Source organism: Rhodococcus sp. MEB041, from assembly GCF_030208955.1.
Lineage (GTDB): Bacteria > Actinomycetota > Actinomycetes > Mycobacteriales > Mycobacteriaceae > Rhodococcoides.
The window spans coordinates 23,379-39,016 of the sequence record NZ_JARVSZ010000001.1; the positions used below are offsets into that span (position 1 = coordinate 23,379).

At 70.3% G+C, this 15,638-nt stretch carries 21 protein-coding genes; 11 read left to right on the forward strand and 10 right to left on the reverse strand.

What is annotated here, in order from left to right; genetic code table 11:
* The first annotated feature begins 24 nt into the window (after nucleotides 1-24).
* Entirely contained in the window at nucleotides 25-774 is a 750-nt protein-coding gene (locus tag QRN16_RS00135; protein WP_285184272.1) for an isocitrate lyase/PEP mutase family protein, read from the forward strand.
* A gap of 1 nt (nucleotide 775) precedes the next feature.
* Here QRN16_RS00135 and QRN16_RS00140 read toward each other — a convergent pair whose 3' ends face one another.
* Nucleotides 776-2,968 carry an AAA family ATPase gene (locus tag QRN16_RS00140; RefSeq protein WP_285184273.1) on the reverse strand — a complete coding sequence of 731 codons (2,193 nt, stop codon included), beginning with the start codon at nucleotides 2,966-2,968 and terminating at the stop codon, nucleotides 776-778.
* 75 nt (nucleotides 2,969-3,043) lie between these two features.
* On the opposite strand from QRN16_RS00140, the gene QRN16_RS00145 reads away from it, so the two are divergent.
* A complete protein-coding gene (locus QRN16_RS00145) occupies nucleotides 3,044-3,754 on the forward strand; it encodes a type 1 glutamine amidotransferase (RefSeq protein ID WP_285184274.1) in 711 nt (236 codons plus the stop codon).
* On the opposite strand, the gene QRN16_RS00150 is transcribed toward QRN16_RS00145, so the two are convergent.
* The 7 genes from QRN16_RS00150 to QRN16_RS00180 all read right to left on the reverse strand — a co-directional run bounded on the left by QRN16_RS00150 (nucleotide 3,751) and on the right by QRN16_RS00180 (nucleotide 8,634).
* A complete protein-coding gene (locus QRN16_RS00150; protein ID WP_285184671.1) occupies nucleotides 3,751-4,605 on the reverse strand; it encodes a CDP-alcohol phosphatidyltransferase family protein in 855 nt (284 codons plus the stop codon). The two genes, QRN16_RS00145 and QRN16_RS00150, sit on opposite strands and share 4 nt — an antisense overlap.
* A gap of 83 nt (nucleotides 4,606-4,688) precedes the next feature.
* A complete protein-coding gene (locus QRN16_RS00155) occupies nucleotides 4,689-5,402 on the reverse strand; it encodes a phosphatidylserine decarboxylase (protein WP_285184275.1) in 714 nt (237 codons plus the stop codon).
* A 110-nt stretch (nucleotides 5,403-5,512) separates the two neighbouring features.
* Nucleotides 5,513-5,785, reverse strand: coding sequence for a GlsB/YeaQ/YmgE family stress response membrane protein (locus QRN16_RS00160; protein WP_056073977.1), 273 nt, complete (start codon nucleotides 5,783-5,785; stop codon nucleotides 5,513-5,515).
* A 141-nt stretch (nucleotides 5,786-5,926) separates the two neighbouring features.
* The gene (locus tag QRN16_RS00165) at nucleotides 5,927-7,141 is read right to left on the reverse strand and encodes a PQQ-dependent sugar dehydrogenase (RefSeq protein ID WP_285184276.1); all 1,215 of its coding nucleotides are present in this window, start codon (nucleotides 7,139-7,141) and stop codon (nucleotides 5,927-5,929) included.
* The gene (locus QRN16_RS00170; protein WP_285184277.1) at nucleotides 7,141-7,608 is read right to left on the reverse strand and encodes an SRPBCC family protein; all 468 of its coding nucleotides are present in this window, start codon (nucleotides 7,606-7,608) and stop codon (nucleotides 7,141-7,143) included. Before QRN16_RS00170 ends, QRN16_RS00165 begins: the two co-directional genes overlap by 1 nt.
* Before the next feature lie 43 nt (nucleotides 7,609-7,651).
* Nucleotides 7,652-8,104, reverse strand: a complete 453-nt coding sequence (locus tag QRN16_RS00175) for an Asp23/Gls24 family envelope stress response protein (RefSeq protein WP_285184278.1) — start codon at nucleotides 8,102-8,104, stop codon at nucleotides 7,652-7,654.
* Entirely contained in the window at nucleotides 8,095-8,634 is a 540-nt protein-coding gene (locus tag QRN16_RS00180; protein WP_285184279.1) for an RNA polymerase sigma factor, read from the reverse strand. Before QRN16_RS00180 ends, QRN16_RS00175 begins: the two co-directional genes overlap by 10 nt.
* 122 nt (nucleotides 8,635-8,756) lie before the next feature.
* Here QRN16_RS00180 and QRN16_RS00185 point away from each other — a divergent pair, with 122 nt between their 5' ends.
* From QRN16_RS00185 to QRN16_RS00210, 6 genes are read left to right on the forward strand one after another with little or no spacing between them, the layout of a single operon-like run.
* Nucleotides 8,757-9,242 (forward strand): Asp23/Gls24 family envelope stress response protein, encoded by a 486-nt coding sequence (locus QRN16_RS00185; RefSeq protein WP_056441439.1) that lies wholly within the window; start codon nucleotides 8,757-8,759, stop codon nucleotides 9,240-9,242.
* Nucleotides 9,239-9,625: a hypothetical protein gene (locus tag QRN16_RS00190; protein ID WP_231476392.1), complete on the forward strand. Its 387-nt coding sequence runs from the start codon at nucleotides 9,239-9,241 to the stop codon at nucleotides 9,623-9,625. The genes QRN16_RS00185 and QRN16_RS00190 overlap by 4 nt, the downstream gene beginning before the upstream one ends.
* Nucleotides 9,622-9,942 carry a hypothetical protein gene (locus QRN16_RS00195; RefSeq protein WP_037186113.1) on the forward strand — a complete coding sequence of 107 codons (321 nt, stop codon included), beginning with the start codon at nucleotides 9,622-9,624 and terminating at the stop codon, nucleotides 9,940-9,942. Before QRN16_RS00190 ends, QRN16_RS00195 begins: the two co-directional genes overlap by 4 nt.
* Before the next feature lie 23 nt (nucleotides 9,943-9,965).
* A complete protein-coding gene (locus tag QRN16_RS00200) occupies nucleotides 9,966-10,145 on the forward strand; it encodes a DUF2273 domain-containing protein (RefSeq protein ID WP_027506261.1) in 180 nt (59 codons plus the stop codon).
* Nucleotides 10,138-10,962, forward strand: a complete 825-nt coding sequence (locus tag QRN16_RS00205) for an Asp23/Gls24 family envelope stress response protein (protein ID WP_285184280.1) — start codon at nucleotides 10,138-10,140, stop codon at nucleotides 10,960-10,962. The genes QRN16_RS00200 and QRN16_RS00205 overlap by 8 nt, the downstream gene beginning before the upstream one ends.
* A complete protein-coding gene (locus QRN16_RS00210) occupies nucleotides 10,959-11,510 on the forward strand; it encodes an Asp23/Gls24 family envelope stress response protein (protein ID WP_027506263.1) in 552 nt (183 codons plus the stop codon). Before QRN16_RS00205 ends, QRN16_RS00210 begins: the two co-directional genes overlap by 4 nt.
* Nucleotides 11,511-11,520: 10 nt before the next feature.
* On the opposite strand, the gene QRN16_RS00215 is transcribed toward QRN16_RS00210, so the two are convergent.
* Nucleotides 11,521-11,901 carry a DUF1304 domain-containing protein gene (locus QRN16_RS00215; protein WP_027506264.1) on the reverse strand — a complete coding sequence of 127 codons (381 nt, stop codon included), beginning with the start codon at nucleotides 11,899-11,901 and terminating at the stop codon, nucleotides 11,521-11,523.
* Nucleotides 11,902-12,106: 205 nt separating this feature from the next.
* Between QRN16_RS00215 and QRN16_RS00220 the strand changes: the two genes are divergently transcribed.
* Nucleotides 12,107-12,436 (forward strand): hypothetical protein, encoded by a 330-nt coding sequence (locus tag QRN16_RS00220; RefSeq protein WP_285184281.1) that lies wholly within the window; start codon nucleotides 12,107-12,109, stop codon nucleotides 12,434-12,436.
* A 25-nt stretch (nucleotides 12,437-12,461) separates the two neighbouring features.
* Here QRN16_RS00220 and QRN16_RS00225 read toward each other — a convergent pair whose 3' ends face one another.
* On the reverse strand, nucleotides 12,462-12,872 hold the full coding sequence (locus QRN16_RS00225; protein ID WP_056441446.1) for a DUF5997 family protein: 411 nt from the start codon (nucleotides 12,870-12,872) through the stop codon (nucleotides 12,462-12,464).
* 105 nt (nucleotides 12,873-12,977) lie between these two features.
* On the opposite strand from QRN16_RS00225, the gene QRN16_RS00230 reads away from it, so the two are divergent.
* Nucleotides 12,978-13,904, forward strand: a complete 927-nt coding sequence (locus QRN16_RS00230) for a LysR family transcriptional regulator (RefSeq protein ID WP_222646290.1) — start codon at nucleotides 12,978-12,980, stop codon at nucleotides 13,902-13,904.
* Between the two features lie 38 nt (nucleotides 13,905-13,942).
* Complete coding sequence (locus QRN16_RS00235; RefSeq protein WP_285184282.1) at nucleotides 13,943-15,634, forward strand: NAD(P)/FAD-dependent oxidoreductase; 1,692 nt, start codon at nucleotides 13,943-13,945, stop codon at nucleotides 15,632-15,634.
* The last annotated feature ends 4 nt before the right edge of the window (nucleotides 15,635-15,638 follow it).

The following is a 15,638-nucleotide window of genomic DNA, read 5'->3' on the forward strand; positions in this document are numbered from 1 at the left end:
CGGCCCCCCTCGGTTGCCCCGAGCATGACAATCGCAACGAAGGCCACGACCCTCCTCGAACTGCACGTCCCCGGAAACCCGGTGATCCTTCCGACCGTCTGGGACGCCTGGTCGGCGAACCTCGCGGTGAGCGCGGGTTTCACTGCCCTGACCGTCGGCTCGCACCCGGTGTCCGACTCGATCGGCAAGCCGGACAACGAGGGCATCACCTTCGACGAGTTGCTCACTCGCATCCGCCAGATCACTGCCGCCGTCGACGTGCCGATCTCCGTCGACATCGAGTCGGGCTACGGCGAGGACCCGAAGCGTCTCATCGAGGGACTGATCGACGCGGGTGCGGTGGGCCTGAACATCGAGGACACCGTGCACAGCGAGGGCGGCCGTCTGCGTGAGGCGCAGGAGCACGCCGACTTCGTCGGTGCACTGCGCGCAGCCTCGGATGCCACCGACGTCCACGTGGTGATCAATGCCCGTACCGACCTCTTCGTCAAGCAGATCGGTGACGAGAACGATCGCGTGGATCGCGCCATCGCCCGCCTGAAGCTGGCGGCCGCTGCCGGTGCCGACGTGCTCTACCCGGTCGGCTTCCACAGCGACGACGATCAGAAGCGACTCACCGCGGAGCTCCCGTTGCCGGTCAACGCCATCGGCCACCCGGTGAAGAACTCGAAGTCCGCCCTCGCGCAGCTGGGTGTCGGTCGTGTCAGCTTCGGCCCCATCTTCCAGATGGTGCTCGCCGAGCGCGCGAACGAGGTGCTCGCCGACTGGGCGTGACCTAGTCCCTCGTGCTGTAGGCCTCGAGAGCGGCCACCTGCACCGGATCGAGTGACGGCCGGACGGCGTCGCGCGCGGTCGCGACGTCGTCCGCTGTCACGACGGCGGTGTCGACGTCGCGGCGCATCGCGGCGAGAGCCGCCTCGCGCAGCAGTGCCGCACAGTCCGCGGCGGAGTACCCGTCGAGATTCTCGGCCAGAGAGTCGAGATCGACGTCGTCCGCCAGCGGCACCGAGGCTCCGGCCGTCGCGAGGATCGCGCGACGCGCCTCGGCGTCGGGCGGCGGTACGAACACCAATTTCTCCAGTCGTCCGGGCCTCAGCAGTGCCGGGTCGATGAGCTCGGGCCTGTTGGTCGCGCCGAGGATCACGACGTCCTGCAGCGGCTCGACGCCGTCCATCTCCGTGAGCAACGCGGCCACCACGCGATCTCCGACGCCGGAGTCGCTGCTCTGCCCGCGGCGCGGTGCCAGGGCGTCGACCTCGTCGAGAAAGATGAGCGACGGTGCCGAGTCTCGTGCTCGCCGGAACAGTTCGCGGACGGCCTTCTCCGACGAGCCGACCCACTTGTCCATCAACTCCGCGCCTTTGACGGCGTGCACGCTGAGTTGCCCCGAGCTGGCGAGTGCCCGGACGACGAACGTCTTGCCGCACCCCGGCGGGCCGTAGAGCAACACGCCCCGCGGCGGCTCGACACCGAGCCGCGCGAAGGAGTCGGGATGGCGCAGCGGCCACAACACCGCTTCGGTCAGCGCACGCTTCGTCTCCACCATGTCGCCGACGTCGTCGAGGGTCAGGCTGCCGACCGCGAGTTCCTCGGTGCCCGACCGGGAGAGTGGCCGGATCACCGACAAGGCCCCGACCAGATCGTCCTGTGTGAGAACGGGATCGGCCGAGTCCCGGTGGGCACGCACCGCGGCCCGGACGGCTGCCTCTCGGCACAGGGCTGCGAGGTCCGCGACGACGAATCCGGGTGTGCGCAGGGCGATCTCGGCAGGGGTGATCTTCCGGGTCGGAACATCACGTAGCAGCGCCTCGAGCAACGCGGCGCGCTCGACCGACCCCGGAAGCGGGAGTGCGAGCTCGCGATCGCACAGATCAGGTCCGCGCAGACGCGGATCAGCGGCGTCCGGCCGTGACGTCGTGCAGATCAGGACGGTTCCCGGTGTCTGCACCACCTGTCGCAGGCGATCGAGGACGAGAGTCGACACCGGATCCGCCGCAGAGCCCCGTCCGTCGGCGGACAGGGGGAGCAGCGCATCCACGTTACCGACGAGAAGCACTGCACCGGTGGGACTGTCGGTCAGTCGATCGGCCGCGGCGACCACTGCGGCCAACCGGTCCTCGGGGGCGAGCGACCCGACCGACGGACCGTCGATCTCCACCAGCCTGCGACCGGCGGCGACGGCGCGGACGAAGGTGGACTTGCCCACGCCGCCCGGCCCGGTGACCAGGACGCCGAGCTGGGCCGACGCGCCGAGAGTGCGGAGCAGCTCGGGGCGATCGAGCGAGAGTTCGAGCCACTCCGTCAGTTTCGCCGCCTGGTCGCGTACACCGACCAGGTCGTCCACCGGAATCACGGGCTGGGGCGGAGCCTCGACGGGTCGGGGTGTCGCGCGGTCGTTCGACTGTCCGCGGGCAGCGGCGCCGCGCGTCACGGCCGTCGTGGGCTGGATGCTGACGATGCCGGCCGGGTCGGTCGACGTGACGGTGAGCAGTTCGGTGGTCCACGCGACACCGACCGTGCGCGAGAGCGTCTGCGAGACCGACGCGGTGGAGGTGCCCGGCCCCAGGTCGCGGGGCAGGAGCGACACGGCGTCGCCCGCGACGACCACCTTTCCCAGCAGTGCTCGGCGCAGCGTCGCGTCGTCGAGCGCGGTGGTCGTCGCGGATCCGTGCACCAGGACGGTGCGTGCCGCCTGCACCGAGACGGGAGCGACGACGACCGACGCGTTCTCCGTCAGTCCCGCGTTCGACATCGTCACGTCGTCGAGCAGCACGGTCCCCGTGGGCGTTCCGGCCGGTGCCTGTGCCACCACGGTGGCGGTACGCCTCGCGCCGATCAACTCGACGGCGTCCCACTCGCGCAGTCCGAGCGCGGTGAGCACCTCCGCGTGCACACGGACCACCCCGCGGCGGGCATCGGCGGCGGAGGTGGTGAGGCGAACGGTCAGGGCGAGATCGGGGGTGCTCACTCCCCGAGCCTATCGAGCCGACCGGCCCGGGCTCTCGCTCCAGCGTGTGCAGCCTGGCCCGTTTATGCTGCGCGCATGACCCGTGCCGCCCTCGTCTTCCACGAACGTGACCACGCCCTCGGCGTCCGGAACGTCGGCTCGATCGGCCCGGCTCTCCGCGATCGCGGATTCGAGACGACGACCTTCTCGTTCGAGGGTGACTGCCGCGACGCGGACCGGCCCACGGCCTCGTCGTTCGACCTGATCGTGCTGATGGGCTCACCCGACGCCGCCTACGACGATGCGCTCCCGTGGCTGGCGGAGGAGATCACCTGGCTCGGTGACGCTGTCGCGCAGCGCGTTCCGGTTCTCGGTGTGTGCTTCGGTGGTCAGCTGCTCGCGCGGGTGCTCGGCGGGACCGTCACGCGTGCGGCCGAGTCGGAGCACGGATTCGTGACCGTGCGGACGGAGTCCGACGAGCTGATCCCCCAGGGTCCGTGGATGCAGTTCCACGACGACACGTTCACGCTCCCGCCGGGCGCCGAGCCGCTCGCGACCACGGCGGCCGCACTGCAGGCCTTCGTCTCGGGACCGCACATCGGTCTGCAGTTCCACCCGGAGATCACGGTCGACGTGTTCGAGTCGTGGATCGAGGGGTGGGACGCACGGGGAGTGCGGGCAGAGGTGGAGGCGAGTGTGGACGTCCCCGCGATCCGCGCGGAGGTCGCGCGCCGGGAGCAGGCCTCCATCGAGGCCTGCTCCCGGTTGATCGACGCGGTCCTCGCTCGTGCGGGAGTGTCCCGCTAGATCTCGTCGCGGGGCGGGACGTCGGCTGCTCGGGCGCTCGGTGACCGGAGTCGGAGCCGAGCCGAACTCGCCGTGGCGCGGGCGGGACGCCGCCGCCGGGCGATACCGGTGCGTGCCGGGCGGTCCTTGCGCATCGCTCGTCGTACGGCCCGTCGCTCGGCGGGCTTGGCCTCCCACGTCTCGGGCCGCGCGGCCACCCATCGCTGCGACCGCACCGCGAACGGGATGTGGAGCAGATACAACACGATCAGGACCATGAGCAGCACGAACGGGAACGTGATCAGTGCCGCGCCCGCCAGGCCGACGAGGATCAGCAGCAACGTCGCCATTCTCGGCGGAACCGAGACGGTCTTGAACGCCATCGTCGGGATACGGCTGACGATGAGTAGGGCCGACAGCACCACCCAGGTGGCGACGACGTAGTACGAGGACCACCAGCCGTTGCCCCACTGCTCCTCCGCAACGAGCGGGAGGAGTGTGACCAGGGCCCCCGCCGGAGCGGGGACACCCACGAAGTACTCGCCGGCGAACGCGGGCCGGGAGTCGTCGTCGAGAAGTGTGTTGAACCGGGCGAGGCGCAGCACGATGCTCACCGCGTAGATGAGGGCGATGACCCACCCGCCGCTGCTGCCCTCGAGCAGCGTCACGTACAGCACCAGGGCCGGCGCGACGCCGAAGGAGATGGCGTCGGCGAGCGAGTCGAGCTCGGCTCCCATCCGGCTGGTCGCGTCGAGCATGCGTGCGATGCGACCGTCGAGGGCGTCGAAGACGGCGGCTGCGCCGATCATGGCCAGCGACAACCCGAGTCGACCGTCGAGCGCGAACTTCACGGCGGACAGTCCTGCGCACATCGCCAGCACCGTGACGGCGCTGGGCAACAGGCGGACCGCGCCCTGGCGGCCGGTGGACTCGTCGGCCTGCTCGCGTGCCGCGCTCACGGAAGCTCGGCCAGAACCGTCTCGGCTCCGATGGCGCGCTGCCCGACGATCACCGCCGTCCGCGACCCCTCCGGGAAGTAGGTGTCGACGCGCGAACCGAAGCGGATCAGTCCGTAGGTGTCGCCGATGGTGAGCGAATCGCCCACGGACGTGGTGTTGACGATGCGTCGCGCGAGCAGTCCGGCGATCTGTACGACCGCCAGGTCGTGACCCGATGGTGTGCGCAGATGCATGCTGGTGCGTTCGTTGACCTCGCTGGCGTCGGCGAGGTCGGCCGACAGGAACTGTCCGGCCTTGTGCACCACGGCCTCGACCGTGCCGGACACCGGGACGCGCTGGACGTGGACGTCGAGCACGGACAGGAAGATGCTGACCCGCGGCAGCGGAGCGGTGCCGAGGTTCAACTCGGCGGGCGGCACCGCGTGGTCGACGAGTGCGACCTCACCGTCGGCGGGGGCCACGACAACCCCGGCCCGATTCGGCGGGACGCGCGGAGGGTGGCGGAAGAAGCCCGCCATGGCTCCGGCGGTGAGCAGCGAGGCGGTGCGGACGACCCGGTGGCGGCGGCCGAGTCCGGCGAGCGCCAACGGCACCGCGACGAACGGGGTACCGGCGGGATGCAGCGGCGGAATGCTGCGCCGCACCAGGTCCACGATGTGTCCTGCTCCGGTCGGTTCAGGCGTACCAGGGGGGACAGGTCTGCGGGCCACGGGCTCCTCTTACGTCGATTCGGGCACACTCTCACGGCCCGAGGGATGTGCGGACACGACTCGGGGCCCCTCACAGATTACGTGAGGGGCCCCGAGAGGTGGGGTCTGCGTCAGACGCGCGAACCGCGTCCCGTGACTGCCTTGACGATGAACAGCAGGATGATCGCGCCGACGAGGCACGTGACGAAGCTGAAGATGATGCCGCCGCCCTGGACGTCGACACCGAACGCGCGGAGCAGGAATCCACCCAGCAGGCCGCCGATGATGCCGACGACGATGTTGAGGATGATGCCCTGCTGCGCATCCGTCTTCATGATCTTGCTGCCGATCCATCCGGCGAGTCCGCCGATGATGATCCAACCGATGATGCCCAGACCCAACATGATGGAACCTCTTTCAGATCAGCTTTGCTGCCCGTGGACCGGGCATGACTACTGACCTCCTGTACCCGGCCCCGATACTCAGCAAACGTTAAGTCGGACGACGGCACATCACGATCCGGCCTCGACTGCGTGACGGCGGGCCTACTGCGGCGTGACCAGCAGGATCTGGTCGGTGTCGCCGTTGTCGGTCGTCACGAGCAGCGTCCCGTCCGGTTGTGCCGACACCGTGCGGATGCGGCCGTACTCGCTGAGAGCGGGAATCGTCGACTGCGCGTCCACCGTGGTGCCGTCGTCGGAGAGATCGAGGAGCAGGACCTCCTGGCCCTTCTGCACGCCGACGGCGAGCATGCCGTTCCACGCGCCCCAGGCGTCACCGTCGAGGAACGTGGCCGACGCGGTGGCGATGGTGCTCGGGCCCGAGCTCCACACCGCGTTCCGGGCGCCGGGTACACGGTCCGGATCGGTCATCGCGACGGACTCGTCGTAGCCGCCGCCGCGGTCCGGGCGGTACCCGTAGTTGCCGCCCGCCGCGAGGAGGTTCACCTCGTCGTCCCGCGACGTGCCCTGTTCGACGGAGAAGATCTGATCGGTGCCGGGCCGGGCGGCCAGTCCCTGGACGTTGCGGTGGCCGAGTGTGAAGACCGGGCTCGCGGGGTCGGGATTGCCTGCGGCCGGTGCGCCCGTGGCGGCGTCGACCCGGAGGACCTTGCCGCCGAGCGACGTCGGGTCCTGCGGAACGGTGCCCTGAGCCGAGTCGCCGGTGCCGATGAACAGGGTGCCGTCGGCGTTCGCCAGCACCCGGCATCCGCCGTGGCGACCGGAGGTGACCGGGAACCCGGAGACGACGGTGCGCTCACGCGTGAGGCTCGCGTAGTCGTCGGCCACGGTCCATGCGACCACGCCGATGGTGGGGTCGTCGCCTCGAATGCCCTGGCAGGAGTACAGGGTCCGATCGGTCTCGAAGGTCGGTGACAGTGCGAGGCCCATCAGACCGGTCTCCGATCCGACGAACAGATCGCCGAGATCGGCGCTGATCGGTGTCGGCTCACCACCGGGCCGGATCGCGGTGAAGCGGCCGGGGCGCTCGTCGAAGATCACGGTGCCGTCCGGCGCCCGGACCACGTCCCACGGGTGATCGAGCCCGGTGGCCAGTGAGGAGACGACGACGTTCGGGACGGCGCTCGCGGCGTCCGCGGACATCGGTCCCGGTGTCGTTGCCTGCGATGTCGGCGATTCGGGGGTGCCGGCCGCGGGGGAGGCGTCGGACTCGGTCGTGGTCGAGCACGCCGTCGTCGCCAGAGCAGCGGACAGGGCGAGGCCGGCGAGGGCGCGGGTCGTGCGGGCGCGAGGGGTCATCACTTCACGGTACGAGCAGAACTCTCGGCCGCGTCCTTGATCTTCGCCAGGGTGGACGCCATGCCCCGCTCGAGTTCGGCCTCGAAGTTGCGTGTGCCGCCCAGCACCAGTCGCACCGCGGTGTCGGAGACCTTGGTGGTGCCGCCGGGTGCCTCGCGACGCTCGGTCACGCGTGTGCCCGTCTCGGTCGGTTCCAGGAAGTAGGACCACACCGTGTGGTTCTCGGTGATGCGGAACGCGAGCAGTCGCTCGGGCTCGAGGCGCACGACCCGCGACGTCGTGGGCCACACGAGGGGTCCGCGCCGATTGACGTTGAGCGTGCGGGTGCCCACGCGCAGTGGGCCGAACACCTTCATCACCGCGCACTGGGGGCTCCACTCACCCGTGCGCTTCAGGTCGGACACCACGGACCAGACCGCGCTCGGCGGTGCATCGATGTCGACGCTGACGGACAGGGGTGTGGCCATGGAGTTCTCCCGGTGTGTTCAGGCAGGCTGGGTGGTGACGCCGTCAGGGTAGTAGGACGTCCACGACGTGCACCGCGACGTCCTCCGCCGTGAGAGCGGTGCCGAGCGTGGTGTTCACCGCGTCGGCCGTCCTCCCGGTCAGTGTCACCGCCAGCGCGGCCATGTCCTGGCCGTACGTCACGGCGATGTCCAGGGACACCCCGGTACACCGGCGTCCGTCGACGTCGAGATCGATGCCCTTGACCCCGCAGGGCAGTTCCGACAGGGCGCGGGCGATGGACAGGAGCACCAGGTGGTCGCCCACCCGGAGCGAGTCGCCGTCGACGAAGCCCGGGTGCGAGGCGTCCAGCGCGCGTGTCCGCCGAGCCGTCGCGCGGAGTGCGGCGAGGATCGCCGTGCTGGCCTCGACCCAGGACGGCACCTCCTCGTCGCGAAGTTCCTGTGCGGCGCGGCTGAGCACGGAATCGTCCGGCTCGTCCGCCGTGTCTAACGCCATGACGCCATCCTCTCGCTCAGAGTGGTTCGTGCGCGGGTGACCTGACCGCGCACCGCGGACGGCGACATGGACAGGATCTCCCCGATCTCGACATGAGTCATTCCCTCGACCTCGCGGAGCAACCAGCACGAGCGCTGCATCTGTGGCAGTGCCCCGAGGGCCACGCGCAGCTCGGCGAGGAACCCCGATTCCGTCGCCCGCACCTCCGGATCGTCCGACACGTCGCTGACGGCGTCGTCGAACAGCCACTCCTCGTGCGGACGGGGGATGCGGCGCCGCGCGGCGTCGATGGCCTTGTGTGCGGTGATGCCGAACAGCCATGTGCGCAGCGCCGAGTCGGACCGGTAGTTGCCGAGGCTCTTCCAGGCCGCGACGAACGCGTCCTGGACCACCTCCTCCGCGACGCCGTCGTCACGCAACATGTTGCGGGCGTACCGAAACATCGCGGGACCGTGCGTGCGGACGATCTCCTCGAACGCGCCGCGGTCACCGATGACCGCAGCGTCGACGAGAGCCGCATCGCTGTCCACGGAGCAGATTCGAACCAGCGGGTGTGAAACGACAGTGGTGTGGCATACATCACATTCGCATACGTTTTCCTCGGTCCGACTCGACCTACTCCCGACACAACGAACCCGAAAGGATGACGTAGATGACGACAGCACAGGGATCCACCACGTCCACCACCGCCACCGGCTCGAACGGTGCGCTGGACAAGAAGACGGACTCCACCGGTGCACTGGTCGCGTCCGACGGCCGCACCACCATCGCGGACGTCGTCGTGTCCAAGATCGCCGGCATCGCCACCCGTGAGGTCCAGGGCGTGCACGACGTGGGCGGCGGCGCGACCCGCGCCATCGGTGCACTGCGCGAGCGCATCCCCGGCGCCCGGGTCAACCACTCGCAGGGCGTGTCCGTGGAGGTCGGCGAGAGCCAGGCAGCCGTCGACATCGACATCGTGGCCGACTACGGCGTGTCCATCGCGGATCTCGCGGCGGGCATCCGTCGCAACGTGATCGACGCGGTCGAGCGGATGACCGGCCTGCAGGTCACCGAGGTCAACATCACCGTGCACGACGTCTTCCTGTTCGAGGAAGAAGACGAGCGCGACGACGCAGCACCCGCACGCGTTCGATGAGCCCCGCGGCACCGTCGGGCAGCGATCGCGCCGATCTCGTCGCGGACGCGGTCGTCGCGGTGGACGGAGTCGCCTCGTTGCACGGCGGGATGTTCGGCGAGATCGGCACCTACCTTCCCGGTAGGCGCGTCGCTGGAGTCGCGATCCGGGACGACGGGACCGAGATCCACATCGCCGTGACCCCGGACGCCGTCGTACGCGAGACGGCCGACGCGGTTCGCCGCGCCGTCCGTGCGGTGGTCGATGCCCCGGTGCACGTCGTGGTCGAGGACGTGGCGTCGCCGTCGGACGGCGGCGCCGACACAGGTTCCTCCGGACCGGAACCGACCGAGTCCTCCGAGCCGGGGTCGACCTCGGCTCCCGGGGGTACTCTCCGCCCGTGACCCAGCCTCGTCCGCCGCACGCCGACCCCGCCTATCGCGAGGCTCGGCGTGCGGCGGCGAGAGCGCACCACCCCGACGCCGGGGGCGACGCCGAGTCGCTCATCCGTGCGTTGCGCGACATCGACGCGAAGTTCTCCCGCGGGACCGTCGCGACGCAGGTGGTCGTCGGCGTCTCCCGACGACGGCTCGCCGTTCGCCGCCTGTCCCGGGTCCGTCGACTGCTGCCCACGCGGCGCACCTACGTCGACCTGCCCACGAGCTCGGCCGACCGGCCACCCAGACCCACGGACCCACGTTCTCCCTCCCGGGAGAACTGACCGCTCTCCACGATCGGAGCACCATGACTTCCTCGACCATCGGCCTTCTCGCCGGCCTCCTTCTGGCAGTCGCTGCCGCAGCCGGCGGATTCACCGGATTCCTCGTCGCTCTCGTCCTGGGTGCGATCGGGTTCGCCGTCGGCGCGTACCGCGACGGAAACTTCGACCCCGAGGCACTCCTGCGAGGTCGCGGCCGTGGCTGACACCGCCCCGAGCGACACTGCGGACGGAGCGGACACCGTCTCGAAAGACCTGTCCGACAGAGCCGACCCCGGGACGATCGACCCCGCGCAGCGTGGGTCGCTCACAGTCCTCGATCGCGCGGTCGAGTCCATCGCCGACGCCTCCCTCGGTCGCACCGACGGTGTCGTCACCTCCGGCGGGAGCTTCGGCCGCAAACCGTCCCGTGTGAAGGTGACGAAGCAGGACGACCGCGTACGCGCCGCCGTCGACGTGACCGTGGCGTGGCCGCGCTCGGCGGCGTCCGTCGCCGACGATCTCCGCCGCGACATCGCGCGCGGCATGACCGACTCGGGCCTGCGCACGGATTCCGTCGACGTACACGTCGGCGACTTCGGTTCCGTGTCCTCGTCCGCCGCGCCGGCGTCGGGCGCGACTCCGGCGCCGACCACCCGGCCGCTCGCGGCTCCGGCCGCGACCCCGATCGCGATCGTGGTGTCGCTGCTGCTCCTCGCCGGGGCGGGTGTGCTGATCCGCGACGCGCTGGTCGGATTCTCCGTCATCAGCGGTCGAGAGTGGACGGCGAGCGCACTCGACTGGATCGACGGACTCACACCCCTGTCCTGGATGTTCCCCGCGGGCGTCGCCGTGGCGGTCGTCGGAGTTCTGGTCGTCCTGGCCTCGCTCAAGTGGCGCGCCCGTCGGTACCGGTCCAGCGGGATCGCGGACGACGTGTGGGTGCACAAGGCCGACCTGGCGAAGGTGACCGAGCCGGAACCCACGGTGGCGGCCGCACCCGAGACCACGGCCACCCCGACTGTCGCAGGAGGCGAGAAATGAAGCGGACCACGGTGTTCTTCGACCGCCTCGGTGTCCTGATCATCGGACTCGCGCTCGTGGCCGTCGGCGGTGGCGCCGCACTGTGGCAGCGCGATCGACTCCCGTTCGAACTCACCGAGGTCGACGCGTCGGTGGTGACCGACGCGCAGGACCAGCAGTGGTGGCCGTGGGCTCTCCTCGGCGCCGGAGTGCTGATCGCGCTGCTCGTGGTGTTCTCACTGGTACGAAGGCTGCCGTCCTCAGCGGGGCGCACCCTGTCGCTGCCGGTCACCGGCGATCCCGACGGCCGCGTGACCGTCGATCTGCGATCGGTCGCTCACAGGGCGGCCGACACCGCCCGCGAGGTCGACGGGGTGAAGTCCGCGCGTGCGCGTCTGCGTCACGAGCGGTCCGACGGTCGCCGTGTCCCGGTGATCACCGTGGTGGTGCGGGCCGAGGAGTCCGCATCGCTGCGCACCGTGGCGGAGAAGTTGACGGACGTGCGCAGCGCGGTCGCGTCGGTCGTCGGCGACGGTGCCGTCGGCGTTCGGGTACTGCTCTCGGCCTGACCCTCGCGGCTCAGAGCGCGAGTGCGGTGGCCACGACGGCCAGTCCTGCCGGGACGATCTGCACGAGCGCGCCCTTCATCATCCGACGGTCGGTGCCGAGCAGAACACTGCCGGCGCCGACCATCGATCCCGCGGACACGAAGACCAGGACGGCGCCGACGGTGTGATTCCCCGCCGCCAGGTTCACCGCGCCGACCGCGGCACCCACCGCGAGGAACAGGTTGTAGAAGCCCTGGTTGAAGGCCCACCGCTCGACGACGTCGACATGGGAGTCCTCCCGCACGCCGAAGACGTGACGGCCCTTGGTGCGGAAGACCAGGGACTCCAGAACGAAGATGTACACGTGGAGCGCGGCGGCGAGAGCGGCCAGAACAGCAGCGACGGCGGTCATGCCGGTCAGTATGCGCCGCACCTGCCACACGGCACGGGGTCAGCACCAGTTGTGTTTTCTCACGAAGTTGTCACAGGAGCCCCGGGACCCTCGTCCGGCGCGTACGCTTCGGCCCACGGACGAGATGGTGTATCGCTCCACGATCCCGCTTCGTTACACACAGATTCGGCGTCGTGTCGACGCCCCTCGTGTCGGGGAGAACCACATGCACGACCCTCTGGCGCACCGCTCACACGCGGTCAACACCGGCCACACCGAGATGATCCGCGCGGTCTTCTGCGACGAGTTCGAGATCGGCGTGGACCAGGACGTCCTGACCACCATCTCGTGCGGCGACATCGGGCAGTGGGTGTCCGATCTGCGGTTCACCGGCCTGTTCCTGCCGGGTGAGATCGAGGCCATCGAGCGCCAGTGGAACACCGACCCCGCAGGTCTGGTCGCCGCGCTCATGGGCGGCATCGACGAGGTCGGGCGGCGCCGCTCGGCGCATCAGGCTCCGCAGGTCGACGTGGTCGCCCAGCGCTTCGTCGGCTGACCCGGCTCGTCGGGCCGCGCGTCCGTCAGCGGTTCTTCGGGGGCCTGTTGGTCTGCGCCCGGCGCGCCTCTTCCTTCTCCTTCACGCGGACGGCCTCGCGCTGCACCTCCGCGTAGTTCTCGCGTTCGGCCTTCAGCCAGTCCGGTTCCTCGGCGGACAGCGCGTCGATCTCGGCCTGCGTCATCGAGTCGGACACGTCGTTGCGCGCCAGTGCGGTGTTGGTGACGCCGAGTTTGCGCGCCACGACGTCGCGGGGGAACGGCCCCGCCGTCCACAGATCGCTCAACCACTGCGGCGGGTTCTGGCGCAGAGCCTCGAGGTCGCCTCGCGTGATGGGCTGGGAGCGGAACTCCTCCGGCGCCGCCGGCAGGAAGATCCCGAGCTTGGCAGCAGCCGTCAGAGGCTTCATCGTCTGGGCGTTCAGGTCCTGGCTCACCGCGCCAGCGTAGCGCCCGCACGGCCGACCACGGCCGAGCGCAGCGGGAAGTCGGCCGAGCGCAGCGGGAAGTCGGCCGAGCGCAGCGGGGACTACGCTGGCCCGGTGAACGATGCGACCGTCCTGCGCTGGTACATCGAGGTCGCCGAGACGCTCGCGTTCGGGCGCGCGGCGAAGGCGCTGAACATCTCCCGGCTCCGACTGAGTGCCGCGGTCAAGGAACTCCAGGACGAGGTCGGCGAACCCCTGTTCGTTCCGGGCGACGGGCCCACCGAACTCACCGAGGCCGGACGGGCTCTGCTCGACCGGGCCCGCGACATCGTGGCGGAGGACGATCGCCGCCGCGCCGAGGAAGCTGCGGCAGCGCCGGCGCGGCCGACGCTGCGGGTCGGTTTCGTTCCGGGAGTGACGGTCACGAAATGGACCCGGATCTGGGCGGATCGCCACCCCGGCACCGACCTGCAGACGGTCGTCGTCGAGGAGTCGGACCAGCTCCACGCGCTGCGGACGGGTGTGGTCGACATGTGCTTCGTGCGGGAGCCCGCCGAGCGGGAGGGGCTGCACTGCGTCCCGCTGTACTCCGAGGTCGCCGTCGTGGTGGTGCCCAAGGACCATCCGGCCGCGGCCTACGACGCCGTCACGCTCGGTGATCTCGAGGGCGAGTCGCTGCAGGACGGCTCCGACCGATCCGAGGCGACGCTGCCGACGACGCTCGAGATGGTGGCCGCAGGTGTCGGCCCGGTGCTCGTGCCGCACTCGTTGGCCCGACTGCACAGTCGCAAGGACCTGCTCTACCGGCCCGTCACCGACGCGGACCCCACCCGGATCTTCCTGGCCTGGCCCACATCGGTCGCCGCACCCGAGGAGGGAACACTCGACCTGCCGCAGGAGTTCCTGGGGGTGGTGCGCGGACGGGCCGCGCACAGCTCGCGTACCGAGTCCGAACGCGGGACACCGCCGAGGAAGAAGAAGAAGGCAGCTGCTCCGGGGCCGGCCGCCAAGCGAAGTCAGGTGCCCCGCCGACGACGCTGACATACTGTCGCCGTCGTGACGAGTGGAAAGGCGGGTTCGTGAGCGACCCAGCTCCCCGAAGTTCGGCCGGCGCGAGCAAGCCGGCCATCCTCACCGTGGACGACGATCCCGGGGTGTCCCGCGCCGTCGCCCGCGATCTGCGGCGCAAGTACGGCGAGAAGTACCGCATCATCCGGGCGGAGTCCGGCGAGTCCGCCCTGGAGGCGTTGCGAGAGATCGCGTTGCGCGGTGACCAGGTCGCGGTATTGCTCGCGGACTACCGCATGCCGTCGATGAGCGGTCTCGAGTTCCTCGAGCAGGCCATGGACATCTTCCCGTTCGCGCGCCGCGTGCTCCTCACGGCGTACGCGGACACCGACGCCGCCATCGAGGCGATCAATGTCGTCGACCTCGACTACTACCTGCTCAAGCCGTGGGATCCGCCGGAGGAGAAGCTGTACCCGGTGGTGGACACGCTGCTCGACGCGTGGCACGCCGCCGACATCCGGCCCATCCTGGAGACCAAGATCATCGCGGGTCGGTGGGCGTCTCGATCGTCGGAGATGCGCGAGTTCCTCGCCCGCAACAGGCTGCCGTACCGGTGGTTCCTCGCGGACGAGCCCGAGGGAGCGCGTCTGTTGGCGGCGGCGGGTCACGACGATCGCACGCTGCCGGTGGTGGTGTGCGCGGACGGGTCGTGTCTGCTCGACCCCACCGACACCGAGTTGGCCGAGTACTTCGGTCTGGGCACCACGCCGACGGAGGACTTCTACGACCTCGTCGTCGTGGGCGGCGGGCCCGCCGGCCTGGGCGCGGCCGTCTACGGCGCGTCCGAGGGTCTCCGGACGGTCCTCGTCGAGCGCACCGCGACGGGTGGGCAGGCGGGCCAGAGCTCGCGCATCGAGAACTACCTCGGTTTCCCGGACGGGGTGTCCGGCGCACAGCTGGCCGAGCGTGCACGTCGGCAGGCCGAGAAGTTCGGCGCCGAACTCGTCACCACCCGCGAGGTCGCGGGTGTCGAGGTCGACGGGCCGGCGCGCGTGGTGCGTCTGACCGACGGCAGTGCGATCGCCGCGCACTCGATCATCCTCGCCACGGGTGTCTCCTACCGCCGGCATCCGGCGCCGGGGGTCGACGAGTTCGCCGGTCGCGGCGTCTTCTACGGCTCCGCGGTCACCGAGGCGGTCGGCTGTACCGATCAGGACGTGTACATCGTGGGCGGCGCGAACTCCGCCGGTCAGGCAGCGATGTACCTGTCGAAGTGGGCGCGGTCGGTGACCATCGTGGTGCGCGCCGAGTCGCTGGAGGCCTCCATGTCGTACTACCTCGTGCAGCAGATCGAGAAGAACCCCGTCATCGCCGTCCGCCCCTGCACCGAGGTGACCGCCGCGCACGGCGACGGCCACCTCGAACAGATCACCCTGCGCGACAAGGTCTCCGGCGACGAGGAGACCGTCGACACGGGCTACCTGTTCCTCTTCATCGGGGCGGCGCCGCGGACCGAGTGGCTGGACGGCGTGGTGGTGCGCGACCGCCACGGCTTCGTCGTCTCGGGTCAGGACCTCACGGTCGACGGGGCCCGCCCGCCGGGCTGGTCGGTCGACCGCGCACCGCACCATCTCGAGACCAGCGTGCCCGGCATCTTCGCGGCGGGCGACGTGCGCGCGGACTCCGCCAAGCGCGTCGCGTCGGCCGTCGGTGAGGGTGCGATGGCCGTCATGCTCGTCCACCGCTATCTCGCCCAACCCTGACCAC

Excerpts from the sequence above, each read along its gene's own strand:
- QRN16_RS00135 (WP_285184272.1), top strand. The coding sequence starts at position 25 with ATGACAATCGCAACGAAGGCCACGACCCTCCTCGAACTGCACGTCCCC.
- QRN16_RS00220 (WP_285184281.1), top strand. The coding sequence starts at position 12,107 with ATGCACGACCCTCTGGCGCACCGCTCACACGCGGTCAACACCGGCCAC.
- QRN16_RS00185 (WP_056441439.1), top strand. The coding sequence starts at position 8,757 with ATGACGACAGCACAGGGATCCACCACGTCCACCACCGCCACCGGCTCG.
- QRN16_RS00150 (WP_285184671.1), bottom strand. The coding sequence starts at position 4,605 with ATGTGCGCAGGACTGTCCGCCGTGAAGTTCGCGCTCGACGGTCGACTC.
- QRN16_RS00175 (WP_285184278.1), bottom strand. The coding sequence starts at position 8,104 with ATGGCGTTAGACACGGCGGACGAGCCGGACGATTCCGTGCTCAGCCGC.
- QRN16_RS00165 (WP_285184276.1), bottom strand. The coding sequence starts at position 7,141 with ATGACCCCTCGCGCCCGCACGACCCGCGCCCTCGCCGGCCTCGCCCTG.
- QRN16_RS00190 (WP_231476392.1), top strand. The coding sequence starts at position 9,239 with ATGAGCCCCGCGGCACCGTCGGGCAGCGATCGCGCCGATCTCGTCGCG.
- QRN16_RS00145 (WP_285184274.1), top strand. The coding sequence starts at position 3,044 with ATGACCCGTGCCGCCCTCGTCTTCCACGAACGTGACCACGCCCTCGGC.
- QRN16_RS00170 (WP_285184277.1), bottom strand. The coding sequence starts at position 7,608 with ATGGCCACACCCCTGTCCGTCAGCGTCGACATCGATGCACCGCCGAGC.
- QRN16_RS00210 (WP_027506263.1), top strand. The coding sequence starts at position 10,959 with ATGAAGCGGACCACGGTGTTCTTCGACCGCCTCGGTGTCCTGATCATC.
- QRN16_RS00215 (WP_027506264.1), bottom strand. The coding sequence starts at position 11,901 with ATGACCGCCGTCGCTGCTGTTCTGGCCGCTCTCGCCGCCGCGCTCCAC.
- QRN16_RS00160 (WP_056073977.1), bottom strand. The coding sequence starts at position 5,785 with ATGTTGGGTCTGGGCATCATCGGTTGGATCATCATCGGCGGACTCGCC.
- QRN16_RS00200 (WP_027506261.1), top strand. The coding sequence starts at position 9,966 with ATGACTTCCTCGACCATCGGCCTTCTCGCCGGCCTCCTTCTGGCAGTC.